Here is a 25,273-nt window from a genome sequence, read left to right as displayed (position 1 = left end):
GGCTTGATGGTCTTGAATCGGAACACTGCTGCTAAGCTTATCCACAATTGCTGGGGCAAAAATCAGCAATCCGTCCTGGGTCAATTTTCAATCGGCAGGGTGGGTCAGTTTTAAATCAGCGCCAACAAGCCTGGCAGAGCAAATGGCGGTGTTGGGCACCTTGGGCGGCACCATGGACGGCGGGGAGGCCGGTGGCCTCTACAAGTCATTCTTTGAGAACGTCAGCGGTGCATCGGAAAAGCTCGGCATGTCCTTTGTCGACCAGCAGGGCAAGTTGCTGCCGATGATGAACATCCTGGACAAGCTCAAGGGCAAGTTCGGGGATCTGTCGATCGAGGCCAACGGCAAGCAGCTACGCGACGCCTTTGGTGGTGAAGCGGCCCGTCTGATTACCACCCTGATGGGCGACACCGGCCGCTTGAAAAACGGCATGGAGCAGTTGGGCAATGTGCGCGGCCTGGAGAACGCCGAGCGCATGGCCAAGAACATGGTGGATCCGTGGCAACAGTTCAGCGCCGCCGTTCAAGCCCTGCGTATCGCATTCGGCCAGTCATTGATCACGATCTTGACGCCGCTTATGGATCGCCTGGTGGGCATTGCCAGCACGCTGACCCGCTGGACCCAGTTGTTCCCCAACATCACCCGTTTGATAGGGATTGTCACTCTGTCGTTCCTGGCGATCACGGCCGCCATGTCCTTACTCACCCTGACGGTGGGGCTGTCGAAAATGGCTTGGCTGGGGACCGTTGTAGTGTGGAACGCTCTCACCTGGTCGGGTTACCGCAGCATTGCCATGTTCCTGTACCACACCGTGATGGTGATCGGCTTCGTGGCCGGCCTGGTGCTGATGGTCGCCTGGATGGGCCTGGTTAAGGGCGCGATGTTGCTATGGCAAGGCGCTATCTGGCTGGTCAACACCGCGTTGCTGGCTAACCCGGTGACCTGGATCGTGATCGGCATCGTTGCCCTGGTCGCGGCCGTGGCGGCGGCGATCATCTACTGGGACCAGTGGACCAGCGCTCTGATCAACACCGAGGCGTTCAAATGGGTCAGCGGCCAACTGACCGCCTTGTCGGAGTGGTTCGACTCTATGGGCGGCTGGTCGAGCATGGCCAGCGCCGCCTGGGATGGCATCGTCAGCATCTTTAAACAGGCCATTAACGGCTTAATCGAGTTGTTGAACAAGATCCCCGGCGTGAACATCGAGGCGGCGTTTGGTGACATGCCGGCGGCGCCCGAGCTGCCAGGTATCAGCGCACCCACCGTTGAGGCGCCATTGCTGCCGCAACTGGTGAGCGCTCCCCAGCAGCCGATCCAGGCGCCGCTGATGATGGCCAACACACCGAAAATGCCGGCGTCAGCCATGCCGACCCTTAACGCGCTACAGCCCCAGGCTCAAGCGCCGGCCCTGGTCCTTGCCCCGGTACCGAAAACCCCGGCGCCGATCGCGCAGCCACTCGCCGCCCTGGAGCCACCACGTCAACCGCCCGCCCTGGTGTTGGCCTCGGCCCCTACAGAGAAGGCCGAACAGAGCCAGCAGCGCATCAACGGCGCCGTGGCCAGCCTGTCACCGAAACGGCCCGACGCCGTGCCCCGGGGCGGCTTGCTGGCGAGCATCCAGAACAACAACCAAACCCAGAACAAGGGCACCCACGTGGAGAACGTGAACATTCACACCGGTAAGCAAATGAACCCATTGGAGCTGGAAGGCATGTTGGCCATGGCGGTGGGTGGATGAGCGAGTACATCGACCTGTTGATCATCGACAACGACCTGTCGCTGGACCCATCCCGTCAGCCTTTGCTGATTGAGGACCGGGCCAGCATCGCCCAGGACATCGCGCACATGATCCGCGAGAGCGGCTTGCTGGTAACGCTGGTGGCCGAGCGCAGCAAGTTGCGTCAGCGCGACTGCATCCAGCAACTGGAACTGCTGGTGGAGGCCGACGCACGCCTGGTACCGGGCACCGCTTTGATTAACCAGGTGCAGCCCGGGCAGTACCTGGTCACGGCCAAAACCCTGAAATTCGGTGACATCGAGGTGACCCTGTGAGCGACATCGATTTTAAACAGGCGCTCGCAGACGCTGGCATTCCGATCACCGAGGAAGGTCTACGCCAAGCCTGGGAAAAGGAAGTCGCCGCCCAGGGCAGCAAGATGAGCAACACCAGTGCTTATTCCCCGTTCTGGCGGGTAATCACGGCGCTGGTAACCAAGCCAGTCATGTGGCTGATCAGCTTTATCAGCGACACCGTGCTGCCCAACTTCTTTGTCAAAACCGCCCGCGCCAAGTGGCTGGACATGCTGGCCTGGGCAGTCAACGTCGAGCGCAAGGGCGCGACCAAGGCTAAGGGCGTGTTGCTGTTTACCCGTGACGTCGCCGGCGGCGCGTTGGAGCTGCCCGCCGGCATCCTGGTGCAATCGGCGGCTATCAATGGCCACATCTATCAACTGGTGACCACCCAGGCCGCGACCTTCGCTGACGGGTTGGTGCAGCTGGAAGTCCCCGTGGAAGCGCAGGACGTGGGCAGCGGGTACAACCTGGCCCCGGGTTATTACGCGATTCTGCCGGTACCCATTGCCGGCATTGTCCAGGTGGTGAACGCCGATGGCTGGCTGATTGCACCAGGTGCAGATCCTGAGCCGGATGATCAGCTGCGTTTGCGCGTGCGTAACCAGTTCTCGGCGGTCAACCAGTGGCACACCGACGCGGTCTACCGGGCGATGATTTCAGCCTTCCCCGGCGTGCGGCCAGATGGCGTGTACTTCCTGCACGGCGCACCCCGGGGCCCAGGCAGTGCCAATGCCTACGTGCTGTTTGAAGCGGACGTGCCGGCCGCGACCTACCTGGAGCAAATCAACGCGCATATCCGCGACCAGGGCAACCATGGCCACGGCGACGATCTGCTGGTGATGGTCATGCCCGAAACCCAGCACGCGCTGCGCCTGACTCTATGGCCACACGCTCTATTGGGCGCCGAACAGCGCACCAAGCTGCAGGCCGACGTCGACCAGTTCATTCGCGCAACCTTCCGCGAGAGTGGCACCGGTGACTATCAGCCGACGCTGACCTATCCGCAGTCGCGGTTCTCGTTCAGCCGCCTGGGCGAAGAGCTTCACCAGCAGTTCGCCGGCATTGAGTCGCTGCACTTTGATAACGCTGACATCGTGTCGGAACTGAGCATCCCCCGGATTCAATCGCTGCAGGTGGTGTTCGCATGATCAAGCTGAATTTGCCGTTCTGGTTGGATGGCCCTCAACTGACCAAGCTCAAAGCCGCCAGCCAAGCCTGGTGGGAAAAGGTCGAGGGCTGGTTGCAGTGGCCCTTGCTGCAGATGGATGCGGACACCTGCCACCTGACTGTCCTCGATCTGCTCGCTTGGCAGCGCGATATCAGCCGCTTCAAGGACGAACCCGAAAGCCTGTACCGCTTGCGGGTCAAGTTCGCCTTTATCAACGCGGTCGACGCCGGCAGCACGGCCGGGCTTAAACGCATTCTGCAGCGCCTGGGCGTGGGCTACGTCGAGATTGACGAACGTATGCCAGACCGAGACTGGGACGTGGTGCTGCTGCGTCTGTCCGACTCGCAGCTGTCGCAAAACCCCGAGCTGATGCGGGTTTTGATCCAGCAGTACGGCCGCACGTGCCGGCGTTATGACTTCGTGACCATCACCCCCGTATCACTGCGCATTGTCGCGGTGGACTTCAACGACGACCAGCAAACGCTGGTTGCCAGCCTGTAGGAGCCTCCCGTGGGAGCCAGTATTACCCTTGCAGGTGAAAGCCTGATCGCGCAAAAACAAGGCGCACAACAACCCCTGATTGTTTCCCGATTCGTCCTGGCCAACGTGCCCGGGCTGGATCCTAACGGCCCGATCGACCGGGCGGCGCCGAAGCCGGCCGCGCACCTGGTGGCGACCTATGACGTCACCCAAAAAGGTTTCGTGAACCCCAACCAGATCGTTTACAGCCTGATGATGGGCAGCGATATCGGGGACTTTGACTGGAACTGGATCGGCCTGGAGAGCGCCGAAAATGTGCTGCTGGCCGTGGCCTACGTGCCGCTGCAGCAGAAGCGCAAGAACATTCCCCCGCAACAGCTGGGCAACAACGTCACCCGCAACTTCCTGGTGGTGTTCGACGGGGCCCAGGCGCTGACCGGCATCACCATTGACGCAAAGACCTGGCAGCATGACTTTACCGTGCGCCTGCACGGCATTGACGAGCGCGAGCGCTTGAGCAACCGGGATACCTTCGGGCGGGCCTGCTTTTTCAGCGAAGGGCTGAAACTGGCCAAAGTCGGCAACGGTTACCAGCTGCAGCCGGGTACCGCCTATGTTGAAGGCGTGCGCGTGTTGTTGACTGCAGCGGTCGCTGTCGCGCCGCCGGCGTTCCCCGCCAAAGCCTGGCTGGATGTGAGCCTGGAGCGTCAGTTAAGTGATGTGGTGGCCCGCTGGGAGGTGCGTTTCGGCGCCGCCCTGGCTGACTTCACCGACAGCGCTGGCGTGCGCCATTTCTGCGTGCCGCTGGCGGATCTGCCTGATTCCAACGCCGTGATCGATCTGCGCCAGGCTGAGCCAATCAGTGATTCCCTGGTGAAGCATTTCGCGGGGAAAAAGTGGGTTGAAGATGAGCTGAAGAAGAAGGCAAACAAGGGCACCACCCTCGGTAGCTACGGCATCAAGGACGCCATCCCGAACCTGAACATATTGCCGGGCTACAACCTCGATGTTCATGCGGGCCAATACGGTTTTCTTTCCGCCACGGATGAAACCCACGTGTGCCAGAACTGCTACTGGAACGGCTCCAGTTGGTTGCGTCATGACATCACTAAACCCGCTGTGGCTCTAATCGCCGGAGGCGGTAGTGTGCGCATTCAGCGCGTACGCGCAGGCGCCAATCCAATCGTTTGGGAGCGCGGCGACTATGTGAGGGATAGCGGTGACACCTACAGCTCGTCGGACGTTGACCAACTGATCAAGACGATCAATACGGCCATCAGCAAGAAGGCAGACAAAGGAAAGACGCTGGAGGACTACGGCATTCATGACGCCATTCCCAATCTGAACCCACTGCCTAATGGCAGCTTCGATATTCACGGCGGCTCCTACGCATTTCTGACTTCAATCAGTGAATCGAACGTCAGTCAGAATTGCTATTTCAACGGTTCGCAGTGGGTGCGCCATGACGAGTCAATGCCGTCAGCGACGGTGTTTGTCAATTCAGGCGGCGCTTATGTGCGTAAGGCGGAACCAGGGTCTAACCCTATTCAGTGGTCCTACAGCGCTCAACTGATGGACAGCGGCAATACCTATGACGCGAAGACGATCGACCGCTTTTTCGTGGGGGTGAATCAGTCACTGGTGCAGCAGGATAAGGCCATTACGCAGATCAACTCTGACCTCCGCAATAAGGCTAACAAGGGGCGAACCCTTGCTGAGTATGGGATCGGTGATGCTATTCAGAACATCAACCCGCTGCCCGAGGCGAGCCTGGATCTGCACGGCGGATCCTATGCCTTTGTAACGGCTGAAAGGGAATCGCACCTGGCGCAGAACTGCTACTGGAACGGCTCAAGCTGGGTTCGCCACGACACGAGCAAACCCGCCGTGGCCTTGATCGCCGGCGCTGGTGGCCTGCGCGTTCAGCGAGTTGCTCCAGGACCTAATCCTATCGTCTTCACGGGTTCGTCCGAGGTGATCGACTCCAGTAAAAAAGCCGCACCTGGTGCAGCGGGTATTGCGCCGATTGCCACCTTAGATCAGGTAGTTGCGGGAGCCGACGAAACCAGCATCGTGACGCCTCGCACCTTGCGCTGGGGGTTTTCCATCAACCTCGCTGCCAATGGCTACCTTGCGTTCCCGCGCTGGATGGGCGGGCTGATCATCCAGTGGGGCAATGCCTATATTTCTGCCAACAACACCCAATTCTTGTTCCCCATTGGATTCCCTAACGCGTGCTTTGTGCTGAACCTGGGCACCGGCGAGGACACTACCGGTGTGGCCGAGGTGATGAACATCAAATCCGGGTCGTTGAGCCAGAGCGGTTTCATCGGTTTAGCCACCGCCACCTCGACCTATCCCTACATTGCGATCGGGCATTAAGGAGATTTTCATGAGCAAATACTTTTACAGCCCGTCGCTGCACACCTTCTTGGTCGAGGGCATACACCCGAAACGACCAGGTGATTGCGTGGTGGTCAGCTATCAGGATTATTCCTATCTGCTGGCCAAGCAGTCCCAGGGCTTTCAGATTGTATTCGACGCAGAGGCCAAACAGCCCGTGGCGCGTCTGGCCCCCGGCACCAGTAAGCCCGAACAGTTGAAGTCCCTTTATCTGCAGAAGAGCAGCGAGATCAACGCCGCCTGTGAGGCCGCAATAATTGGCGGCTTCTGGTCGGCCGCACTCGGTTCGCCGCACCAGTACCCCAGCAAGCTGGATGATCAGTTGAACCTGACCGGCGTGATCCTGCAGGGCTTTGACAGCCCATACGGCTGCAGAGACGCGGACGGTGTGAAAGAACTGCGACAGCACACCGCCAAGCAATTGCGCCAGGTCAGCGAAGACTTCACCACCTATAAGATGGAGCTGCTGCAGCGGGCCAACCAGTTGAAGCAGTTGCTGGACCAGGCGCTGGCAGACGGCGACTTAAACGCGCTTGAGGTGGTGACCTGGGAGAGCCTGCAGCCATGACCTGGGCCCCGGTGACGATGCGCTGGCCAGACCAGGCCACCCAATGGATGGGCCAACTGTCAGCGGCCAAAGATCTGGCTAGCACTGAGCAGGCCAGTACCGCCAAGCGCTTGGCCGATCTGGACGGCAAGGCCAGCACCAACCCGGGGCCGGTGGGTGACGCCGCCCAGGGCGCGATCGTTGCCGGCCGTGGGGCATTGGCTGATCAGATGGGCGAGGCCCCGGCGTGCCTGGTGGTGACGCCGTTTCAAAGTGGTATTGGCCAGGGTCGCGGATATCAGCGTTTCCTGTCGGCACCGAACCTGCTGCAGCAGCTGGCCGGCAAACTGGTGGACGTGAGCGACACCGGCCGGCCAGATGGTCCCCAGTTCGCCCTGTGCCTGATGTTCCTGGCCACGCGCTTTGATCAGTTGGCCGAGAGCCTGGCGCGCTTCAATGCGCTGTTGCCCATACCTGACCTGGTGCGAGCCGAGCGCCGCGCACGGCACCTGTCGAAGCTGGAGACGGAAAAGTGGGAGATCCCCGCCGCCGGCACTCTGCCGCGCTGGCAGGCGTTGCCCCTGGAGCGCTGCACCGTGGTCAAGGCCGCGCAACAATCCATGTCTGGCCAGCTCGCGGTCATGGAGAGCTACGCGGCCGACAGCTCGCCCATGGCCGACCTCGCCGCGTTGGCCAACCGCAAGGCCGCTCAACAGCAGGGCCGGGATCAGCAGTTGGTCGACCTTAAAGCCTCACTCGCCGGCGGCAACCCTGACAGCAGTATGCGCGCGCGCCTGATCGGGCCAGGCAACGCCACCGAGCTGCGCCAGGCGTTGCTGGCCGGTGACGCCCCGGGGCATGAATGGGTGCTCTGTGCCGGCGCGCTCCTGGTGGGATCGGAAAAAGGTCTGAGCTTTGTTCGTGAGTTGGTGGGCCTATGACACTGCTACTGGATGGACAAGAGGTGCGCGGGAAGAACCTCAAGGTCACCGGCAATCTGCGCATCGAGAGCGACGATTTGTCAGGCCAGACCAGCAACACCGACAAGGGCCACAAGGGCTTCAAGCCCAAGACCCTGACCGTCAGCCTGATGATTCCCTTCGTTGACCAGGTGCAACTGCGCGACCTGATGCGCCTGGTGGAAGCGACCGAAGGCGGTGGCCAGCTCAAGACCTACCGCATCGTCAACGACACCGCCGCCGCGTTTGGTATGCGCCAGGTGACGTTCACCGAAGGCGTGAGCGCCCGGGAAGACGACAACCTGCGCGGCTGGCTGATCCAGTTCACCCTGACTGAAAAGCTGTCGAACCCTGAGAAAGTCGAGGGCCGGCGATCGGGCAACGCGGTCACCGCGCAGTCCGGCCCAGGCGGGGCAGTGGGTGGCAGCGGCGGCACCGGTGGCGATTCCAACAGCGGTCCGGAGGAACTGACCGGCTTTGAAGCCACGCTGAAAAAGGTGGACGGATGGCTGGGCGGGGCTAACACATGAAGCTGCACAAGGAGTTGGCCATCAACGGCGTGCCCTACGTCCTGGTCAAAAACGAAGTCCGGCTGGATGCGAAAAGCCCCGGCCGGGCGACGTTCACCATTCAAGCCTCGGCGCCGGTCAAGGGCCTGGTAACGCTCGATATTGGCTACAACGGCAACACACTGCAGCGACACTTCATTGGCTACGTCGAACGCTCCACCACGGCCAGCAGCACCCAGCAGGTGCTGTTCTGCCGCGAGCTGGCCGCGATCCTGGCCAACCCGCTGCCGCTGAACCTGCGTCACGTCGATCTGCGCGCCGTCCTGGTCGAGATCAGCCAGCACACTGGTTTGCGTTTTCGCGTCCCGGATCGACCCTACGCCGGCGTTAAGGCGCCGTTCTTCTACAGCCTGGCTGCTGGCTACCAAGCCATGGACAGCCTGGCCCGGGTTTTCAATATCCACGACTTCATCTGGCAGCAGCAGGGCGACGGGGAGCTGTTCGTGGGCAGTTGGGCCGACAGCTTCTTTGGCGTTCGTTCGCCGCTGCAGCTGCCGGTGGAACTGTTCGACGACTACCAGGGCAACCAAAGCGCGATGATTGCAGCCCTTCCCGGGTTGCGACCAGGTGCAACAATCAACCACGGCGAGCGCATCACCAGTGTGGCGCTCATCGACAACCAGATGGCCATCCGATGGACGACGCAATCCGCCGCAGCGTAGAACGACAATTCCCCGAACTCACCGGCGGTTACCACCTGCCACGCTTTGCCCGCGTTGTCGCCGTAGCCGACGCCCCGGCCAGTGCTGGGATCTGTGACGACTTCCGGCCGCGCTATGCGGTTGATATCGAGGTCCTGGGGCCGGATGGCGAGCCAGACAGCAAACTGCCGATCCTGGCCGGGGTGCCGTTGCCGCTGCCCACGGGTGGCGAGGAAATGGGTATCTATGCCTTTCCCGAGGAAGGCACCCAGGTGGTGGTGTGCTTTGCCTATGGCCTGCCGCACAAGCCTTATATCCAGACCATCCTGCCCCATGGGCTGAGTATGCCCAGCGTGCCGAAGGGTGATCAGGTATGGCAGCACAGCGAAGCCTGTCAGCAGCGCGTCGACGCTGACGGCAACTGGTTGCGCCAGACTGACGGCAAGATCCGCGATAAGGCGATCGAGCGGGAAGTGGAGGCGATGGGAAATAAGGAGGCGTTCCAGAATCACACCAGGACGGTGGACGAACATTCAACTGAGTCGGTGGGGGGAATCAAGACGATCGAGGCGTTGGGGGCACTCAAGCTGCTGTCCGGTGGCTCTGCGAGCCTGGCGGCGATGGATGATCTGCACCAAGCGACCGGGCGAGACTTCAACTTGGTCGTGGGACAAAAGCACAACACCACGGTTGGTGGCGATATGGAGGAAAGGATTGAGGGACTTCGCATAAGCGTGTCGGTGATTAGTCAGCGGCTGGTGGCGCCTAAGACCTGGTTAGGATCCAACGATGTGAACGTTCTGCAGGTCTTAGGTGATTTGATTGACGTAGTGCACCGGATGAACAGTGAGTTAGCCATTCATTCACACGGAGTTACTCCACCACCAGGAAATGCAGATAAGTTTTTAAATAAAGCAGTTTCCGTTACTCGCTTGGCGGAAAATTTGAGAAAAATCACTATGTAAATCTGCTTCGGTGACTGAGATAAATTGCACCAACGTCGTCTCATTTCGAATGGTTTACAGCGGCCGAGTCGAAGGGTTGCTTTTAATTGTATTGAATCTATTTGCGCAGATACATTTGGTGATTTAAAAGAGTGATTGGTGGTTTGGTTTTTAACTTATTAAAAGATGAGGGCGCGTCGCGCCCTTTCTGCATATGGTTGTACGTAGCGTATTTGAAATTATTTGGCTTCTGACGTTTTTTTCCAAGCCAGCCATGCTTTTTCAATGTTCGCTGGGATGTCATCTTTTTCATTCAGATGCTTCTCAAGATAATCCTCTTTGAACTGCTTTGCCTTTCTCATGAACATAGCATCTGCTAAGTGTTTACTGTCAAGTTTAGCTATGGAGTCCCAAATTTTTGCGCTAAGTTCTAAGTTTCTCTCGTTTTGAATCGCCGCGAAGTCTAGTAAGTGCGCCATAGAATAATTCTTGGCGGTTTTTCTTGCGATAGAAAGGAAGTCGATAAGAACTATTGGGTTCATAACGTAGTAGCCGTCCAATCCAGCAGGGTTAATCAGTAAGTGAAGTTTGTCCCATGTGCAAAGAACTTTAGCGAGGCCAGACGGAATATATGCTCCTGATAGATATTCGATTACAGTTGCGTCGTGCCTGATCAGAACGGGTGGTTTATTTATTTCATGTTTAGCCATGACCTCCTCAATCTCAGTTATTTTTTTGTCGACATACCTAGGGTTCATATTCTCAACGATAAAACCATATTTTTCAGCTATGTTGGATATTGCACGGCATGCTCTATCTCTTAGTTTATAAAAAGTACCATCAGACATCTGATGAGATACGCTTGAAAGCTTCACGCCTAAGGCATCGACGTAGTCAGAAAATGTCAGGCCATTACCTTGTGGGCTTTTGATGTAGTGCGAATAATGACTGACAAATGCATTTCCTGAACGTGTCAAATCTATCTGTTCATCAAGTAGGATGTTTGTGTAGTCACGGCACGCCTCAATGAGGTGTGCACCTACCTCCTCAATATAGTCGGCCGGAATTACAGATGAGAACTCGTGAGACGCCATCAAAGAATATAATGTTTTGCCAGATCGGCTATATCTATCTTCGACCGTATCATACAAAAGACCACAAATAATTGGGATCGCTACCGAGGAGTCAAGATACACATTGATGCTTTGATGTCCGCCTAGCGCACTTATGAGTCGTGAAGAGTCAGCGTTCATCATGCAATCATAAAGTTTTGCTGAAGCTACAAGCTTCGCAAATTCAGAGTTGGCGACTAAAGTTGATAGGTCTGAAAAAGCTTGATTTGTTGCCTTTTCGCCCTCAGTCGACTCAAGCAGGTTACGAATATTAAAATACGCTTCGTTCTCTTTTTTTGAATCTTCACTTAACGTAAAGTTCTTGTCAAGTAAAGCAGCAGATAGTAATAAAAAGTTATCAATCAGCAAGTCAAAACTTTCAAGTTTGGTGAAGTGTTTTTTGTTGGTGAAGTATTCGATAATTTTATCTTTCAAAACGTTTGATTCTACTTCGGCAGCGGCCCTTAGCCCTGCATAAGTATCGTGCTCTGTCTCATGTAGTTTTAGCTTCCCCTGCTCCGATAGGATTTCACTTCGCTGCAACAACCTGTCTACATGGGAGTTTATCAACACACCTTGTGTGTCATCCATTTCGTAAGTGCTAAGAACAGCGGCTATAAGTTCTGCTCGACTGGTTTCAGGGTCTTGTCGTGCGAGTACTGACTTCACTATTGAATCATAAAGGCCTACCCGAAAATCTTGCGCGTCAGTATCGAACATAAGTAATGAAGAAATAGCTTCATTTTTCGCGCCTAAGTATTTCTTTATAGTGTCGGTTGGTGCAGGTATTTCTATATTTAAGGCTTTTAAAAGAATTGATACTTTGTTCGCTTGAATAAACTTGGTCGCTATCGCTTGGCAATCATATTTGATAACGGTTACTCCAAGCTTGCTCAATATGTTAGTGCGCTCTTTTTCGAAACTGCCATCAGGAATTCGTCTGCTTGAAAAAAAGTACATTAAGTTCGTGTTGTAATTGTTTTTTGTCTTGGATGCATCGGCATGAACCTTCTTTTTCCATTTCGTTTCAACGCTCAACTGAATTCCTATTTTAACTCCTTTTATAGGGTCGTCATAGATAGCATAGTCCTTTCCTCCGTCGTAAGGTCCATCGGAAAATACTGCGGAGGGAAGGCCGATCTCTGGTAGAAAGTGAGCGCATAAAGTTCTTAAATCGGTCACGTTTACGCTTTCAATTAACCTGGTTAGTGACTCGATATTCATATTGGCTCCTTGATTTAAAGCTTGTTTTTTTGAAAATCAACTATATCCGTAATTAAGTTTGCGGCGTATTTGAATTTCCTAATTTAAATTTTTTATTCTTTCTTTTTCAGCTAAAGCTTGCAATATCACTCTGTCAGAAGATTTTCTCAAGCTGTTTCAATAGCTATAGTTCATATAGCGCTGGAATGGATCGCAGGACAGCGTTCTGAATTGGACGTTGCGCTCGTGGCGGGTGAACCATTCTCGTCCACGAGCGCTCAGCGAACAATACATGGAAAATTTCTGGCATAAGAAAAAAACGGTGAAAAAAGCACTTATCCCCCTCCCGCCGACGGGGTCTGCGTTCTTTTTTTGTGCAAACCCAGATGTAGTGCAAACGAACCGGCAGCCCAGGCGGGCCGGGCCGCTCTGCGGGCGAGCGGCAATTTCACAGATTGCAAAGTTTCGAAGAGAAATGCAGAGCGGTTGCACAGCGATGTAGCAAGCGATTACGAACAGGGCAGGGCTGTAGGCCTGGATTCATTGCTCAAGAAAGAGAAAAATGTAGGAGTACGGGTATTTTCCGAAACGCGATAGATCTATTTCCTACCCTAACCATTACCTTCGATTTCATCGAAAAGCTGCCCTAGGCCGCCAGGTGTAAGGGGGCAGCGAGGAAAGGGGATTTCAAAACCTGTCTTGACCCTAACTGGTTTCTTGCCGTTTGAGGCGGGCCAAACCTTGCTTGATATGGCCGGCGTTTTCACCAATCGTCTCTAAGGCGCCACGCACGTTTCCACCGGCTTCGACTGAGCCTTGTTCTTCTAGGCGAAGCGTTAGCTCCATCAAGGCCGCTTCAAGGGCCAACTGATTTTCATACATCCTTCCAAGCACATCCGAAAGCGGATATTCATGCGTCATACGAACGTTCCTCTCGTGAAATCTCAGGCTAGCCCAAAGCAGCAGAATTCGCCTAACAGATGGCTATTTTGGAACCAGGGCTGGGAAAAAGGTAATTTTGGTTAGGAAAGGCATTACACCTGCTGAAGCCCTTGTAATCCGTGGGTTTGACGCATTACCTGGAAGGGTAATATTGGGTAATGGCAAAGGTAATATTCGCCGAAGTGCCCGGTTTTGCTGGGGATTGAGCCTGTCGATAATTACCCGATAAAAAGGTAATGACCTAACCTATAAATTACCTAATTATTACCTTTCTGAAAAGCCAGCAATTCATTGAAAATAAAGGGTTTTATTCATTTTTATCAAGCTTATTACCAATATTACCTTTTTCCCATGCCTCAACATAAAACGGCCCGCGTGCCGTTTTTCACCCCATCTCAACTCTAGCGCACCAATGTGGTGCAAAACTCATGGGACCGCCATGGGACTAAACGAGTCGATTTTTTAGAGCGCTCGCACCTCTACAGCCCGCGTAATACGGGCACTTGCATAATGAAAGTTACTTTGCGGGTAGTTTCGAATCTCTCCTTCACCGCCACATTCTACAAACACGAACCCCCGGTTTTCTTCAAGAAAGCCGGGGGTTTGTGGTTTCTGGCGTTCGAAAAATGACCATATGGGACAAGTCTGGGACAGATGGGGAGGCTTCACTACGAACATACCCCTCCGCGCCGGCCGGTCTGCCATTCACTGGGTCAATGATGGGCGTTAGACAGAAAATAAATCTGTCCCCTTACCCTCTTATCATCTTTGGGGGTTGATAATCGCCCTGGGTAAAAAACCATAAATAAAATAGCTTGAAAGGAAGACTATGTAGTATATGTACATTAGGCCGGATGAATAGATGGCGTATAAAAACTTGTATCTCCCAAAAGCTGCTAGCTTTCTAGAGTTCGCAAGATCAGTAGAGTCTATATATAAAATGTAAATAATGAAAAGTATGATGGTGGTTAAGCCGGCAACATAAAAGAAAGCCTTAGATCTGGAGATGTTATCGAAGCTTAAGATTTCCAGCGTCGAGCGATACAAAGTTAAATAGCAGAAAATGATAGCGAAAACAGGTGCAAAAAAACAGATGTAGTTAATGATTAATTTTGAAGTGAAAGGGAAATTGGAAGACCATGTGCCAGCATTGGAAATCATATAGCTGTCGATGAATTTGTCAATGAGTGAATAATAAGTTCCATCTATATCGTCTGGCACAAAAAAAATAATCAAAAATAGTGGAGTCCATGTAAGGAGCATAAAATAATACGGAGTTACCATTTTTTTGAACTTAACACCTTGTCGAATCATGTAGCTCTCCCTATAAAATATAAAGCCTCCACCGCAAGCGACGGAGGGTTAAAAAATTATCTACTAAAAAACGTTGGGGGTAGCCTTAACCTTCTCAAATGTTGCCATCGCTTCTGCATAGCTTTGGATCTTAATTTGAATCGGTTGATCGTAAAAAACGGTCAAGATTACTTATGTTACTCTTTTTTCTTTCCCCCTCTAGATCTTGAATTTCAGGCCCCTCTACATGTGATGCGCACGCGTACAGAGATGCATGCTGATGCGCGTGGGAATGGCGTGGGACTGCTTTCGCGCAACTGGCACCGCTGGAGCCCTTGTATTCTGGAGCCTCGGCTGAGCAATCGAGGGTGCGGTTACTTTCGAATCTCTCCTTCACCGCCACATTCTACAAACACGAACCCCCGGTTTTCCTAGAGAAAGCCGGGGGTTTGTGGTTTCTGGCATCTGGAAAAAGGTGACACGGGGCAGATGACTGGTTTTCCATGTCTGCGAACGGTTCCCCACCCCATTGGCCAGCCGGTCTTTTTGAGCGAAGCAGCATTTCTGCGTGGCCGGGTGGCAAGTGGGCAACTGCGTGTCCTTATAGTATCGTCGCGGCCACCAACCCTCACAGGATATGAAGGTTACCCATGCGTTTACTCTTCCCGCTGGCTATCAGCTTGGCTCTTATTGGCTGCGCCACGACTAAAACCGATGTTCGCAACGAAGTACAGATCAGCCAATATGACCCGGCCAACACTGCTCGTATTCGCCTGATCACGGGTGATACCACCAACGCGGGCTTTATCAGTGGTCAGACCTGCGAGATGTTTTACAACGAGTCTCTGCTGACCAAAACACCTGAAGAAGCTGGGTGGCAACCTGCGCATGTCGACTCGCCGGGTCTGTACCCTTTTCGGGCGACCGACAGCCAGAACAGTGTGATTGGCATGCCTGCCAGCAAGGCGAGCAAAGCCATCAATCAGTCGCCCAAGGTGTTTGATGAGCATGTTATTGCGGCCGGTAAACCCTTTATTGCGGGGTTTGCCATGGGCGGATCGCAAATCTCCTGCTTTCCAGCGCCCGTCACGCTCATCCCCGAGCCTGGCAAAGACTATGAGATGGAACTTCAAGTTATAAAGCTGAGCACGTTCAAGGCCGGCTGCGTAATTGCCGTTCGCCAACTATCCACTCAGGCCAATACCACAGTGGAGACGCCGCTAAGACCGCGGGTGTGTGCCAAGACCCCGTCGGGTTGGTACACCGTCAATGCTGCGCCTTTGCCTTGAAGTGCAGGACGCAGGTGCAGTGTTGATCGCCGCTTAGGTAAACCTTGAAGCCCGGTGCGCAGCCTTTTTGAGGCTGCTCTTTTCTAAGCGTTATCAGCTTTTTGAAATCACCCGGCTCATGTATTGGTTTAAATCGCGTAAGTCCTGAATGCTCCAAGCGTGTGGCGACAACTTCACACCATTCTCTTTTAGGGTTCTTGGAATCAAGTCTCCATTTGGCCTAAGTATTATCGAGGAGACAATAACGCCCGGATAATCATGCAGCCGTTTCTTGAAGGCGGTTGTTGTGAGGTTCGGCGTAGGGGGATTGCTCTTATTTGCCAAGGGCCCTGTTCCCTTGATATCTGTTCCGTGGCACATGGCACATCGTTGCAAAAAGAGGTTTTTTCCATTGGCATTATCCGCAATGGATAGTGAAGTTTGAATGAGCGATAGCAATCCCAGCGAAGCGATGAGCAGTATTTTCATTTTTATAGGGTCTTGTTGTTTGAGCCGGATCTGAGTCGAGGGCACAGCGCATAGGTAATGCGCTCGCGCACGTTATTACCGTGGGATTTCTACAACACAACCCCATGATTCGGCTAGATAAAGTCGGTGGTTTTTGATTTTTCGGCGCCTGAAAGCGCGTGATATGGGCATACGCAGCGAATCTGTTCCGTTATATTCCAACGCTCTCGCAGTTGGCCCAATCAAGGAAGATCCATTGAAAGCATCCCTCGGCGCTCTGCTTCTGATCTGTGCAACCACCCCCGCACTTGCCAGCAATAACTCCATCGGCTTCCAGGCCTCCACGCTGGCAGACCCAAGCAACGACCGCCCATTGGAGATGGTCGTCTGGTACCCCAGCGCCACCACCACCACGCCCGAGTTGATCGCCGATAACGCCGTATTCATCGGCGCCCCAGCCGTGCGCGATGCGCCGCCGTCGATCGGCAAGCATCCACTGGTGGTGCTTTCCCATGGCTTTGGTGGCAATTGGGGCAACCAGGCGTGGTTGGCCAGTGCCCTGGCGCATCAGGGGTTTATCGTGGCGGCGGTCAATCACCCTGGTACGACCAGCAAGGACCGCAGTGCTCAAGCCGCTGCGCAGTTATGGCAGCGGCCGGTGGATATCCGCCGCGCTATCGACGCGGTACTGGCGCAGCCAGATCAATTCGGCAACGTGCAGCCGAGCCGCATAGCGGTAGTGGGTCATTCACTCGGCGGTTGGACGGCGCTGGAAGTCGCCGGCGCACGTTTCGACCCCGCGCGGTTTGCCCAGGACTGCAAGGTTCACTCGCAGCTAGCCCCTTGCGCGGTCTACCAGCAGATGAACCCCGCCAGTACCCCGGCAGCCCAGGCGCAGTTGGCGGCGGATTTGAGCGACAAGCGGGTCAGCGCCATCGTGTCGCTGGACCTGGGCCTGTCCCGTGGGTTTACCGATCAAAGCCTGGCGGCGGTGTCGGTGCCGACGTTGGTGATTGCGGCGGGCGTGCCCTCGACCGAGCTTCCCGCCGAGCTGGAGTCCGCTGATCTGGCCAAGCGCCTGCCACCGGCAGCGACCCGTTATGTCGAAATCAGCGACGCCACTCACTTCAGCTTCATGGCGGTGTGCAAGCCGGGCGGGGAGGCGTTGATCGAAGAGAGTTCGCCGGGCGATGGCATGATCTGCCGGGATGGCGCGGGCGCCCGACCGCGTGAGGTGATCCAGCAGCAGACCACCTCATTGATCGTTGAATTTCTGGCGCGATGGTCAGGCGAAGAGTTGTGACCGGGCTACCCATGCCTGCAACGAATCGCTACCAGCGCCTGACCAGGCGCGTATACACCGCAATGTTAATCACCAGCACCAGCGCGCCCAGGCCCAGTTGGATCTGTGGTGTCAGCCCCGCGGGGTAGATCAGGGCAATGATGTAATGCTCGATAAAACCTGCGCCATACCCCTCCTGCCCGGCGAGGTGGCGCAGCAGGTTTTCCCAGCGGGTCAGGGGGCAGGGCAGGTGGAAGAACTCGACGGCCATGCCCCAGGCTGCGGCGGGCAAATGCAGCCAGATGACCCGGCGCCAGCGCAGGGCGAGCAGGCCTCCGAACAGCACAAACAAGATAAAACACAGGTGAAACAGCACCAGGCTGTCGGCAGCAATGCGCAAAAGCATATCGGGTTCGCTTGAACGGGTAGGCCGCCAGTCTAAGGGATAATGAGTTGCTTGCAGGCTGGCAGGGCCGTTATTGTGCTGAATCCTTTTAGTCCTTTGCCACGGATCTTTTGTGATGAGCGCATCGCGTACTGCTGTCGGCCCGATCAAGGCCGTGATTTTCGATATGGACGGGTTGTTGCTGGACACCGAAGGCATCTACACCGAAGTCACGCAGATTATCGCCGAGCGCTATGGCCGCACCTACGACTGGGGTATCAAGCAGCACATCATCGGCCGTGGCGCCCAGGACCTGGCCGAATATGTGGTCGAGGCCCTGGACTTGCCGATCACGCCTGCAGAATTCCTGCGCATCCGCGAGCCGTTGATGAGCGAGCGTTTTCCCAAGGCGTTGGGCATGCCGGGCGCCGAGGCGTTGGTGCGGCATTTGAAGGCGCATAACATCCCCATCGCCGTGGGCACCAGTTCGTCGCGCAATTCGTTTGGCCACAAGACCACGCTGCACCGGGAGTGGTTTGGCCTGTTCGGCACCATCGTCACCGCTGACGATCCGGAAGTTGGCGCTGCCAAGCCTGCGCCGGACATCTTCCTCACCGCCGCCCGCCGCTTGGGCGTTGCGCCCGAGGATTGCCTGGTGTTTGAAGACTCACCGTTTGGCGTGACCGCTGCCAAGGCCGCGAACATGACTGCCATCGCGGTGCCTGATGAAGCCATGGCCGACAGCAAGTACGCTCACGCCGACCAGATCATCCGCAAACTCGCGGACTTCGATCTGGCTGCCTACGGCCTGCCGCCGCTGCGCTGAAGTGTAGGAGCCGGCTTGCCGGCTCCTACAAGGGTCAGGCGCTGAAGCCACCATCGATGGTCAAGCTGGCACCGGTGATGTATCCGGCCTCTGGCCCTGCCAGGTAAGCCACAAAGCTGGCGATCTCTTCCACCTGGCCATAACGGCCAACCGCCATAAACCCGATCAAGCTCTCGGCAAACTCACTGTTGGCCGGGTTCATGTCGGTGTCCACCGGGCCTGGCTGCACGTTGTTAATGGTAATCCCCCGTGGCCCCAGGTCGCGCGCCAGGCCTTTGGTCAGGCCCACCAGCGCGGCTTTGCTCATGGCATATGGCCCGCCACCGGCGAAGGGCATGCGCTCAGCGTTGGTACTGCCGATATTGATGATGCGACCCCCTTCGCCCATGTGCCGGGCCGCTTCCTGGGTGGCGATAAACACGCTGCGCACGTTGATGGCCAGGGTCTGGTCAAAGTCTTCCAGTGTGAAATCCTCCAGTGGGCCGACCGCCAGCACACCGGCGTTGTTCACCAGGATATCCAGGCGCCCGAACGCTTCGACAGTGGCACTGACTGCATTGCGGATGGCGCTCGCATCGGCACTGTCGGCGTGAATCGCCAGGGCCTTGCCGCCAGCGCGGATGACGCTGTTTTGCAAGTCTTCGGCCTTCGCGGCAGAGCTGACATAGGTAAAGGCAACAGCTGCGCCCTGGGCCGCCAAGCGCTGGACGATGGCGGCACCGATGCCGCGGGAGCCGCCCTGGATCAAGGCAACTTTGCCGCTGAGGTTTTGTGTGGTCATGTCGATCTCCAGATCATTCGAGGCAGGGTTGCCGCGTTGTTGCAGGCGAGTATCGACCGCACTGGCCGGTCCCGGTAGGCCGTGATTGCTATAGTCTGTGTAAACCAAAAGTTTAGAGTGAGGTGGTATGGAGAGCTTCGGCAGTATCGAATGCTTCGTGCGCAGCGCCGAAGGCGGTAGCTTTGCCGAAGCGGCCCGGCACCTGAGCCTGACGCCGGCGGCTGTCGGCAAGAGCGTCGCCAAGCTGGAGGCACGCCTGGGCGTGCGGCTGTTCCAGCGCAGCACCCGGCGCCTGACATTGACCGAAGCCGGCAAGTTGTTCCTGCAAGAGGTCAGCGCCAGTCTCACCACTATCCAGAATGCCGTGGCCAACCTAGCCAGCGCTGAAGGCCGGCCCGTGGGCACGCTCAAAGTCAGTATGGGTACGGTATTCGGCAACCGCTATGTGGTACCGCTGCTGGCAGAGTTCCTGCGGCGGTTTCCCGATATCAGCCCTGACTGGCATTTTGATAATCGCCAGGTCGACCTGATCGGCCAGGGTTTTGACGCGGCCATCGGCGGCGGGTTCGAGCTGCCCCAGGGCGTGGTCGCACGCAAGTTGACCCCCGCTCACCGGATTCTGGTGGCCTCGCCCGATTACCTGGCGCAACGCCTGCCCGTGCGTGCTCCCGAAGACCTGGCGCTGTGCAACGGCATCCTGATCCGTTCGCCGCAAACCGGCCGCGTGCGGACCTGGCAATTGAGCAACCGCGCCCGCGAACAGCGGCCGTTGATGCTCAAGCCACGCATGACCATGGGCGACTCCGAAGCCGCGTGCTGTGCCTGCACCCAAGGCCTGGGCATTGCCCTGGTCAGCATGCCGATGGCCGTGCCGTTTCTGGACAGTGGCGCCGTGGTGCGGGTGTTGCCCGACTGGTACGTGGATGACGGCAACATCTCCCTGTATTACGCCGAGCACAAACTGCTGCCGGGCAAGACCCGAGTGTTTGTTGATTTCATCCTCGAGCAGTTTGCCCAGCAGCAGTTAGCGCAGCGCTTCAGTGCGGTTTAGCGCTCGCCACTGAACGTGTTACCCACTACTGTTCTAAGCTGATACGAGCCAATGGGGCTTGCGACTGTCGAGACGGATCATGTCCATATCACGCGCTTTACTCGTATTTACCAGCTTGGCGATGATTGCAGGCTCCCCGACGCTGTTGGCCGATCCCGATCCCGATCCCGATCCCGGCAACGGCAACGGCAACGGCAAGGACAAAGGCAGTGCCCATGGCAATAAGGGCGGCCAGGGTAATCAGGGCCAGGGTGGAGGCAAGAAGGGCGCGGGAGCCCATTACAATGGCCCGCAAATTGACATCGGGGGCGTGCGGGTAATCCTCGGTGACAACCGCGACTACTGGCGCGGTGGTTCGTCCCTGCCGCCGGGCATCCAGAAAAACCTCGCCCGGGGCAAACCCCTGCCACCGGGGATTGCCAAGAAGCTCGATGGACGCCTGTTGGGGCGGTTGCCCCATTACGACGGCTACGAATGGCAGCAGGCGGGCACCGACCTGATCCTGGTGACGATTGCCACCGGGATCATTTATGAAGTGCTCAATGACGTCTTGAACTGACCGAAATCGGCGATTCAGCGTGCGAACCTGCCCGGCCAACCGATGATGCTCTTTGGCCGGGGGGGCGCATAGGTGCGCACCTTCGAAGTCGACAACCCCAGCCTCACCAGTGCTTCGGCCAGGGTTACGGCGGCGGTCACGCCATCCACCACTGGCACCCCGGTGCGCTGGCGGATCTGTTCATCCAGCCCGGCCATGCCGCCGCAACCCAGGCAGATCACTTCGGCCTTGTCTTCGCTGATGGCCAGCTCGGCCTGGCGCACGATGGCTTCCATGGCTCGCAACGGGTGTTCCTCCAGTTCCAGCACCGCCATACCGCTGGCCCGCACCGAGGCGCAGCGCTCATACAGCCCGGAAAGCTTGAGCCGGTCTTCGATCAACGGCACCGTGCGGTCCAGGGTGGTAACCACTGAGTAAGCATGGCCGAGAAACATGGCGGTGCTGGCGGCGGCATCGGTGATATCTACTACCGGCACGTTCAACAATTCTTGCAGGCCTTCGCGGCCATGTTCGCCATAACCGGCCTGGATGACCGCATCGAATGGCTGATCGTAGGCCATCACCCGGTCCATCACCGCGATGGCCGCCAGGTAGCTTTCGAAATTGCCTTCTACCGATTCGGCGCCGAAAAACGGCGTCAGCCCGACAATTTCGGTGCCCGCCGCCGCCACGCTGCGGGCCTGCTGGGCGATGGCTTCGGTGATGGATTCGGTGGTGTTGACGTTGACGACGAGAATGCGCATGGAATGCTCCTTGATCAATGGCTGACGTTGTCGACAGCGATGCTCTCGCCGCTGATATCGGCATAGAACGGCTGGCGCTTGGCGATCAGCCAATACAGCATCCCGGCAATGCCGGCGCCAAACAGCCACGAGAACGGTGAGACGCTGGCAAAACCCGGTAGCAGGGCCAGCACAATGGCAATCACCGCGGCCGGGACAAACGCAGCCACCGCCCGCAGGTTGACCCCGCGGCTGTAGTAATACGCGCCGTTGGGATCTTCGCTGTGCAACTGCGGCACGTCGATCCGGCCCTTACGGACCAACCAGTAATCCACCATGATCACCCCATACAGCGGGCCCAGCAGGGCGCCCAGGCCGGAGAGGAAGTACACAATCACCAGCGGGCTGTTGTAGAGGTTCCACGGCAGGATGAGCACGGCGAGAAACGCGCTGATCAGCCCGGCGCGGCGGAAGTTCAGGTATTTGGGCGCCAGGTTGCTCAATACAAAGGCCGGGGCAACGAAGTTGGCCATGATGTTCACCGCCACGGTGACGATCAGGAATGCCAGGCATCCCAGCACCAGGAAGAAGGTATTGGGAATGGCCGCGATGATCTGGGTCGGGCTTTCGATCACCTGGCCATTGAGTTGGAACTGCCCGCCGCACAACAGCACGGTGATGATCGCGAACACCAGGATGTTCACCGGCAGGCCCCAGAAGTTGCCGACCTGGATGGTCTTGCGGCAGGGCGATGAACGGGCGAAGTCGCAGAAGTTGAGGATCAGGGTGCCGTATATCGCCAACCACAAGGCGCCACCGGCAAAGATATTGCGCCACATCTCGCCACCGCTCAGGGGCTCGCGGATTGACCAGGCGATATTGCCGCCAGCCTGGAAGTACATCCAACCGGCCAGCGCCGCAACAGTCAGCAGGATCACCGGGCCGGCAAAGCCTTCGTAGCGGCGGACCATTTCCATGCCGTAGGCCAGGATCACCAGTTGCACGAACCAGATGATCACAAAACACGCCCAGCCCAGGGTTGAGAGGCCGAGGATCGCGTTGTGGTCGTAGTCGGCGAATCCTGGATGAATCGCCACCAACAGTACCCGGAATACCACCGAGGCCAGGTAGGTCTGGATACCAAACCAGGCGATGGCAATGACTGCGCGGATCAGCGCGGGAATCTGTGCGCCATGAATGCCGAAACTGATACGGCTGATCACCGGAAACGGCACACCGGTTTTCTGGCCCATGTAACCCGACAAGTTCATGAAGAAATACACCAGCGCCGCGCCGATCCCCAGTGACAACAGAATCTGCCAGCCACCCAGGCCCAGGGCGTACAAGCCGATGGCGAAGGAATAGTTGGCGATGTTGTGCACATCGTTGGTCCACAAGGCAAAGATGCTATAGCCACCCCAGCGCCGGCCTTCGACCTTGGTGGGCGCCAGGTCCTTGTTGTGCAGGCGTGGGCTGAGCACCAGCGGGCCGGGGTTTGCGGCCGTGGGGCTGGCTGTGGAGGAGGGCAGATCCAGTGCGAGATTATTGGAGAGAGTGGTGCGCATTCCGGCAGGCTCCTGGCATCTGCAGCAGGCGCTGGGTTGCAGGGCGCCTGGCATGCGGACACAAAGTGTATGAAGGTTGTTGTTGAAGTTGTATACAAAGACTTCAACTCCCTTAGCCACTTGTGTGCCAGGTTTTTATCTATCAAAAGCTGGGCTAATTTCGTTTTTGCAAGTTCTATTAATAAATAGCTGAATTTAAACAACTATAAATTGACCATTTGAACAGGTATTTATTTTATTGCGGGAATGTAGGTGTGGAGGATGTAGGAAGTTGGCCGAAGTGGGGTGTAACTTTTCGGTGCGAAATAATTGAAGTGCACACAAAAATGGCACTGTTAGTGACAATATTGTGTACGGGATTTTTCGGCGGGGTGAATGAAATGTGCGGCTTGTTGTGGCGAGCGGGCTCGCCACACAGCGCTATATCGGAGGGAGCCGGTTTCAGGCCTTGCTGATGATATTCCCCGCATGCAGCCCGCATTCCTTCTGGGTTGCTTCTTCCCACCACCAACGGCCTTCGCGCTCATGCTGGTTCGGCAACACCGGGCGAGTGCACGGCTCGCAGCCGATGCTGATAAAGCCGCGCTCGTGCAGGCTGTTGTAGGGCAGCTCCAGCATGCGGATATAGCCCCAGATCTCTTCACTGGTCATTTGTGCCAGCGGGTTGAATTTGTAGAGGGGGCGTTCCGGCGTGGAGAACGCCGTGTCGACTTCCAGGGCCGCCACCTGGCTGCGGGTGCCGGGGCTCTGGTCGCGGCGCTGGCCGGTGGCCCAGGCGCTGACGCCGGAGAGTTTGCGGCGCAGCGGTTCGATCTTGCGCACGCCGCAGCATTCGCCATGGCCGTCCTTGTAGAAGCTGAACAGGCCCTTCTCCTTGACGAAGGGTTCCAGCTTGCTCTGGTCCGGCGAGATCAACTCGATATCGATTTTGTAGAAGTCGCGCACCTGCTCGATAAACCGGTAGGTCTCCGGATGCAGGCGGCCGGTGTCGAGGCTGAAGACCTTGACGTTTTTATTCAGCTTCCAGGCCATATCCACCAGCACCACGTCCTCGGCACCGCTGAAGGAAATCCACAGGTCATCGCCGAACTGGCTGAACGCCAGCTTGAGGATGTCCTGGGCGGACTTGTTGGCATAGGTCGCGGCGAGTTCAGCGACGTCGAAGGCTTGGTTCATCAGGACGGTTCCTACAGGTCAGTGGCGCTGAGCGCTCTATAGGAGTGGGATGTTAACAAAATCCGCTCTGCGTTGCGGCGGCCAGCGCGAATCGCTAGAGTTCGGCAGTCCTTTTACTCGCTCAACTGAAAAAAAATCAAAATGGGAGTGTCTTGTGGAAATTGCCTGTCTCGACCTGGAAGGGGTGCTGGTTCCGGAAATCTGGATCGCCTTCGCTGAAAAAACCGGTATTGAATCCTTGCGGGCTACCACCCGGGACATTCCTGACTACGACGTATTGATGAAGCAGCGCCTGCGGATTCTCGACGAGCACGGCTTGAAACTGTCGGATATCCAGGAAGTGATCGCCACCCTCAAGCCGCTGGAAGGTGCCATCGAGTTCGTCGATTGGCTGCGCGAGCGCTTCCAGGTGGTGATCCTGTCGGACACCTTCTATGAGTTCTCCCAGCCGTTGATGCGTCAACTGGGCTTCCCGACCCTGCTTTGCCATCGCTTGATTACCGATGAAAACGATCGGGTGGTGAGCTATCAACTGCGCCAGAAAGACCCCAAGCGCCAGTCGGTGCTGGCCTTCAAGACCCTGTACTACCGGGTCATTGCTGCGGGTGATTCGTACAACGACACCACCATGCTGGGTGAGGCCGATCGTGGGATTCTGTTCCATGCGCCGGAGAATGTGATTCGCGAGTTCCCGCAATTCCCGGCGGTGCATACCTTTGAGGACTTGAAGCGGGAGTTCATCAAGGCGTCGAATCGTTCGTTGAGCCTGTAAGTGATTTAGCGAGGCTCATTGCCTCATCGCGAGCAAGCTCGCTCCCACATTTTCGACTGTGTTTGCAGGGCAAAAATGTGGGAG

The 25,273-nt window shown here is 56.7% G+C and carries 24 protein-coding genes; 16 read left to right on the top strand and 8 right to left on the bottom strand.

Annotated elements, in window-relative coordinates:
• Window positions 1-142 precede the first annotated feature (142 nt).
• From FIV38_RS07525 to FIV38_RS07480, 10 genes are read left to right on the top strand one after another with little or no spacing between them, the layout of a single operon-like run.
• Entirely contained in the window at window positions 143-1,738 is a 1,596-nt protein-coding gene (locus FIV38_RS07525) for a phage tail tape measure protein (protein ID WP_235860951.1), read from the top strand.
• Window positions 1,735-2,052 (top strand): DUF2590 family protein, encoded by a 318-nt coding sequence (locus FIV38_RS07520; protein WP_019817388.1) that lies wholly within the window; start codon window positions 1,735-1,737, stop codon window positions 2,050-2,052. The genes FIV38_RS07525 and FIV38_RS07520 overlap by 4 nt, the downstream gene beginning before the upstream one ends.
• On the top strand, window positions 2,049-3,221 hold the full coding sequence (locus FIV38_RS07515) for a baseplate J/gp47 family protein (protein WP_092231921.1): 1,173 nt from the start codon (window positions 2,049-2,051) through the stop codon (window positions 3,219-3,221). Before FIV38_RS07520 ends, FIV38_RS07515 begins: the two co-directional genes overlap by 4 nt.
• Entirely contained in the window at window positions 3,218-3,742 is a 525-nt protein-coding gene (locus FIV38_RS07510) for a phage tail protein (RefSeq protein ID WP_092231918.1), read from the top strand. The genes FIV38_RS07515 and FIV38_RS07510 overlap by 4 nt, the downstream gene beginning before the upstream one ends.
• Before the next feature lie 9 nt (window positions 3,743-3,751).
• Complete coding sequence (locus tag FIV38_RS07505) at window positions 3,752-6,103, top strand: phage tail protein (protein ID WP_092231915.1); 2,352 nt, start codon at window positions 3,752-3,754, stop codon at window positions 6,101-6,103.
• Between the two features lie 10 nt (window positions 6,104-6,113).
• Window positions 6,114-6,692 (top strand): DUF4376 domain-containing protein, encoded by a 579-nt coding sequence (locus FIV38_RS07500; RefSeq protein WP_092231912.1) that lies wholly within the window; start codon window positions 6,114-6,116, stop codon window positions 6,690-6,692.
• Window positions 6,689-7,612 carry a hypothetical protein gene (locus FIV38_RS07495; protein WP_092231909.1) on the top strand — a complete coding sequence of 308 codons (924 nt, stop codon included), beginning with the start codon at window positions 6,689-6,691 and terminating at the stop codon, window positions 7,610-7,612. The genes FIV38_RS07500 and FIV38_RS07495 overlap by 4 nt, the downstream gene beginning before the upstream one ends.
• On the top strand, window positions 7,609-8,160 hold the full coding sequence (locus FIV38_RS07490) for a baseplate complex protein (RefSeq protein ID WP_092231905.1): 552 nt from the start codon (window positions 7,609-7,611) through the stop codon (window positions 8,158-8,160). The genes FIV38_RS07495 and FIV38_RS07490 overlap by 4 nt, the downstream gene beginning before the upstream one ends.
• Entirely contained in the window at window positions 8,157-8,861 is a 705-nt protein-coding gene (locus FIV38_RS07485) for a hypothetical protein (RefSeq protein ID WP_092231900.1), read from the top strand. The genes FIV38_RS07490 and FIV38_RS07485 overlap by 4 nt, the downstream gene beginning before the upstream one ends.
• Window positions 8,834-9,805: a hypothetical protein gene (locus FIV38_RS07480; protein WP_092231897.1), complete on the top strand. Its 972-nt coding sequence runs from the start codon at window positions 8,834-8,836 to the stop codon at window positions 9,803-9,805. Before FIV38_RS07485 ends, FIV38_RS07480 begins: the two co-directional genes overlap by 28 nt.
• Before the next feature lie 218 nt (window positions 9,806-10,023).
• On the opposite strand, the gene FIV38_RS07475 is transcribed toward FIV38_RS07480, so the two are convergent.
• Both FIV38_RS07475 and FIV38_RS07470 read right to left on the bottom strand, forming a co-directional pair.
• The gene (locus FIV38_RS07475; protein WP_092231894.1) at window positions 10,024-12,120 is read right to left on the bottom strand and encodes a hypothetical protein; all 2,097 of its coding nucleotides are present in this window, start codon (window positions 12,118-12,120) and stop codon (window positions 10,024-10,026) included.
• 684 nt (window positions 12,121-12,804) lie between these two features.
• Entirely contained in the window at window positions 12,805-13,020 is a 216-nt protein-coding gene (locus tag FIV38_RS07470) for a hypothetical protein (RefSeq protein ID WP_038451147.1), read from the bottom strand.
• 1,964 nt (window positions 13,021-14,984) lie between these two features.
• Between FIV38_RS07470 and FIV38_RS07465 the strand changes: the two genes are divergently transcribed.
• Window positions 14,985-15,623, top strand: coding sequence for a hypothetical protein (locus FIV38_RS07465; protein ID WP_092231888.1), 639 nt, complete (start codon window positions 14,985-14,987; stop codon window positions 15,621-15,623).
• A 93-nt stretch (window positions 15,624-15,716) separates the two neighbouring features.
• On the opposite strand, the gene FIV38_RS07460 is transcribed toward FIV38_RS07465, so the two are convergent.
• Complete coding sequence (locus FIV38_RS07460; RefSeq protein ID WP_071610032.1) at window positions 15,717-16,091, bottom strand: c-type cytochrome; 375 nt, start codon at window positions 16,089-16,091, stop codon at window positions 15,717-15,719.
• 235 nt (window positions 16,092-16,326) lie between these two features.
• Between FIV38_RS07460 and FIV38_RS07455 the strand changes: the two genes are divergently transcribed.
• Window positions 16,327-17,373 (top strand): alpha/beta hydrolase family protein, encoded by a 1,047-nt coding sequence (locus FIV38_RS07455; RefSeq protein WP_092231886.1) that lies wholly within the window; start codon window positions 16,327-16,329, stop codon window positions 17,371-17,373.
• Between the two features lie 28 nt (window positions 17,374-17,401).
• Here FIV38_RS07455 and FIV38_RS07450 read toward each other — a convergent pair whose 3' ends face one another.
• Complete coding sequence (locus FIV38_RS07450; protein WP_029298317.1) at window positions 17,402-17,758, bottom strand: DUF2784 domain-containing protein; 357 nt, start codon at window positions 17,756-17,758, stop codon at window positions 17,402-17,404.
• Window positions 17,759-17,873: 115 nt separating this feature from the next.
• Between FIV38_RS07450 and FIV38_RS07445 the strand changes: the two genes are divergently transcribed.
• Window positions 17,874-18,563, top strand: coding sequence for an HAD-IA family hydrolase (locus FIV38_RS07445; RefSeq protein WP_029298315.1), 690 nt, complete (start codon window positions 17,874-17,876; stop codon window positions 18,561-18,563).
• A 34-nt stretch (window positions 18,564-18,597) separates the two neighbouring features.
• Here FIV38_RS07445 and FIV38_RS07440 read toward each other — a convergent pair whose 3' ends face one another.
• Entirely contained in the window at window positions 18,598-19,344 is a 747-nt protein-coding gene (locus FIV38_RS07440; RefSeq protein WP_092231883.1) for a 3-oxoacyl-ACP reductase family protein, read from the bottom strand.
• A gap of 127 nt (window positions 19,345-19,471) precedes the next feature.
• Between FIV38_RS07440 and FIV38_RS07435 the strand changes: the two genes are divergently transcribed.
• Together FIV38_RS07435 and FIV38_RS07430 are read left to right on the top strand one after the other, a co-directional pair.
• Window positions 19,472-20,395, top strand: a complete 924-nt coding sequence (locus tag FIV38_RS07435) for a LysR family transcriptional regulator (RefSeq protein ID WP_029298312.1) — start codon at window positions 19,472-19,474, stop codon at window positions 20,393-20,395.
• A 76-nt stretch (window positions 20,396-20,471) separates the two neighbouring features.
• Window positions 20,472-20,954 carry an anti-virulence regulator CigR family protein gene (locus FIV38_RS07430; protein WP_420874890.1) on the top strand — a complete coding sequence of 161 codons (483 nt, stop codon included), beginning with the start codon at window positions 20,472-20,474 and terminating at the stop codon, window positions 20,952-20,954.
• Window positions 20,955-20,968: 14 nt separating this feature from the next.
• Here the strand turns inward: FIV38_RS07430 and FIV38_RS07425 are convergent, their stop codons facing one another.
• The 3 genes from FIV38_RS07425 to FIV38_RS07415 form a co-directional block, all read right to left on the bottom strand.
• A complete protein-coding gene (locus tag FIV38_RS07425; RefSeq protein WP_092231877.1) occupies window positions 20,969-21,697 on the bottom strand; it encodes an aspartate/glutamate racemase family protein in 729 nt (242 codons plus the stop codon).
• Window positions 21,698-21,711: 14 nt separating this feature from the next.
• Window positions 21,712-23,241, bottom strand: a complete 1,530-nt coding sequence (locus FIV38_RS07420; protein WP_092231874.1) for an NCS1 family nucleobase:cation symporter-1 — start codon at window positions 23,239-23,241, stop codon at window positions 21,712-21,714.
• Window positions 23,242-23,682: 441 nt separating this feature from the next.
• Window positions 23,683-24,417, bottom strand: coding sequence for a phosphoadenylyl-sulfate reductase (locus FIV38_RS07415; protein ID WP_092231871.1), 735 nt, complete (start codon window positions 24,415-24,417; stop codon window positions 23,683-23,685).
• Between the two features lie 154 nt (window positions 24,418-24,571).
• Between FIV38_RS07415 and thrH the strand changes: the two genes are divergently transcribed.
• Complete coding sequence (gene thrH, locus FIV38_RS07410; protein ID WP_029298307.1) at window positions 24,572-25,189, top strand: bifunctional phosphoserine phosphatase/homoserine phosphotransferase ThrH; 618 nt, start codon at window positions 24,572-24,574, stop codon at window positions 25,187-25,189.
• Window positions 25,190-25,273: the final 84 nt, after the last annotated feature.

This window comes from Pseudomonas proteolytica, assembly GCF_007858275.1.
Classification (GTDB): domain Bacteria; phylum Pseudomonadota; class Gammaproteobacteria; order Pseudomonadales; family Pseudomonadaceae; genus Aquipseudomonas; species Aquipseudomonas proteolytica.
This window is presented reverse-complemented; position numbering and strand designations above follow the sequence as displayed.

Coding starts and splice junctions, on each gene's coding strand:
- FIV38_RS07485 (WP_092231900.1), top strand. CDS start 8,157: ATGAAGCTGCACAAGGAGTTGGCCATCAACGGCGTGCCCTACGTCCTG.
- FIV38_RS07435 (WP_029298312.1), top strand. CDS start 19,472: ATGGAGAGCTTCGGCAGTATCGAATGCTTCGTGCGCAGCGCCGAAGGC.
- FIV38_RS07440 (WP_092231883.1), bottom strand. CDS start 19,344: ATGACCACACAAAACCTCAGCGGCAAAGTTGCCTTGATCCAGGGCGGC.
- FIV38_RS07415 (WP_092231871.1), bottom strand. CDS start 24,417: ATGAACCAAGCCTTCGACGTCGCTGAACTCGCCGCGACCTATGCCAAC.
- FIV38_RS07425 (WP_092231877.1), bottom strand. CDS start 21,697: ATGCGCATTCTCGTCGTCAACGTCAACACCACCGAATCCATCACCGAA.
- FIV38_RS07500 (WP_092231912.1), top strand. CDS start 6,114: ATGAGCAAATACTTTTACAGCCCGTCGCTGCACACCTTCTTGGTCGAG.
- FIV38_RS07470 (WP_038451147.1), bottom strand. CDS start 13,020: ATGACGCATGAATATCCGCTTTCGGATGTGCTTGGAAGGATGTATGAA.
- FIV38_RS07490 (WP_092231905.1), top strand. CDS start 7,609: ATGACACTGCTACTGGATGGACAAGAGGTGCGCGGGAAGAACCTCAAG.
- FIV38_RS07495 (WP_092231909.1), top strand. CDS start 6,689: ATGACCTGGGCCCCGGTGACGATGCGCTGGCCAGACCAGGCCACCCAA.
- FIV38_RS07420 (WP_092231874.1), bottom strand. CDS start 23,241: ATGCGCACCACTCTCTCCAATAATCTCGCACTGGATCTGCCCTCCTCC.
- FIV38_RS07520 (WP_019817388.1), top strand. CDS start 1,735: ATGAGCGAGTACATCGACCTGTTGATCATCGACAACGACCTGTCGCTG.
- FIV38_RS07450 (WP_029298317.1), bottom strand. CDS start 17,758: ATGCTTTTGCGCATTGCTGCCGACAGCCTGGTGCTGTTTCACCTGTGT.
- FIV38_RS07445 (WP_029298315.1), top strand. CDS start 17,874: ATGAGCGCATCGCGTACTGCTGTCGGCCCGATCAAGGCCGTGATTTTC.
- FIV38_RS07525 (WP_235860951.1), top strand. CDS start 143: ATGGCGGTGTTGGGCACCTTGGGCGGCACCATGGACGGCGGGGAGGCC.
- FIV38_RS07460 (WP_071610032.1), bottom strand. CDS start 16,091: ATGAAAATACTGCTCATCGCTTCGCTGGGATTGCTATCGCTCATTCAA.
- FIV38_RS07510 (WP_092231918.1), top strand. CDS start 3,218: ATGATCAAGCTGAATTTGCCGTTCTGGTTGGATGGCCCTCAACTGACC.
- FIV38_RS07475 (WP_092231894.1), bottom strand. CDS start 12,120: ATGAATATCGAGTCACTAACCAGGTTAATTGAAAGCGTAAACGTGACC.
- FIV38_RS07480 (WP_092231897.1), top strand. CDS start 8,834: ATGGACGACGCAATCCGCCGCAGCGTAGAACGACAATTCCCCGAACTC.
- FIV38_RS07465 (WP_092231888.1), top strand. CDS start 14,985: ATGCGTTTACTCTTCCCGCTGGCTATCAGCTTGGCTCTTATTGGCTGC.